The organism is Rhodanobacter sp. DHG33, assembly GCF_014843005.1.
Lineage (GTDB): Bacteria > Pseudomonadota > Gammaproteobacteria > Xanthomonadales > Rhodanobacteraceae > Rhodanobacter_A.
Genome location: NZ_JACYXM010000033.1, coordinates 1 through 1,049, shown reverse-complemented (window position 1 = coordinate 1,049; position 1,049 = coordinate 1). Strand labels below are relative to the sequence as shown.

The following is a 1,049-nucleotide window of genomic DNA, read 5'->3' as shown; positions in this document are numbered from 1 at the left end:
GCCTTCGTGCAAGGACAGGCCGATCCGCTTCCGCCGCTGACCATCCAGTACCCCGATTACGCCGTCTGGCAACGCCAATGGCTCGTCGACGAACGGCTCGCCACGCAAGTCGCGTATTGGCGCCGCACGCTGGCCGATGCTCCGGTCCTGTTGACACTGCCCACGGATCGACCACGCCCGCTGCAGCAATCGTTCGTCGGTGCCAGTGTGCCTATACAGCTGGATGCCGCCCTGACCCACGCGCTCAAGCGCTTCAGTCAGCAGCACGGCACCACGGTGTTAATGACCTTGATGACGGCGTGGGNTGTCTTCCTGCTCACCCAGCACCACATCGTCTCCGACGGCTGGTCCATTGGAGTGCTGCTCCGTGAGCTCAGTGCGCTCTACACCGCCTTCGTGCAAGGACAGGCCGATCCGCTTCCGCCGCTGACCATCCAGTACCCCGATTACGCCGTCTGGCAACGCCAATGGCTCGTCGACGAACGGCTCGCCACGCAAGTCGCGTATTGGCGCCGCACGCTGGCCGATGCCCCGGTCCTGTTGACACTGCCCACAGATCGACCACGCCCGCTGCAGCAATCGTTCGTCGGTGCCAGTGTGCCTATACAGCTGGATGCCGCCCTGACCCACGCGCTCAAGCGCTTCAGTCAGCAGCACGGCACCACGGTGTTCATGACCTTGATGACGGCGTGGGCTGCGGTACTGGCTCGCCTGTCCGGTCAGGACGACCTGGTCATCGGTACGCCCACGGCCAACCGCAATCGCATCGAGATCGAGCCGCTGATGGGTTTCTTCGTCAATACGCTGGCCCTGCGTATCGACCTGTCCAATACCCCCAGCGTGGCCGAGCTGCTGGCTCGGGTACGCCAGGCCACATTGGCCGCCCAGGATCACCAGGATCTGCCCTTTGAGCAGGTCGTGGAGATCGTCCAGCCCTCACGCCACCTGGATCACACGCCCCTGTTCCAGGTCATGTTCGCCTGGCAGAACAACGAAAACGCTACGTTCGACCTCCCCGGTCTGCGCACCGAACCGGTCGGCCTGCCCTT

At 64.0% G+C, this 1,049-nt stretch carries 1 protein-coding gene; it reads left to right on the top strand.

All coding sequences use genetic code 11. The annotated features are described in order from the left end of the window. Positions 1-1,049, top strand: a 1,049-nt coding sequence (locus IHE46_RS16855; RefSeq protein WP_225563148.1) for a condensation domain-containing protein, incomplete at both ends; no start/stop codon positions are given.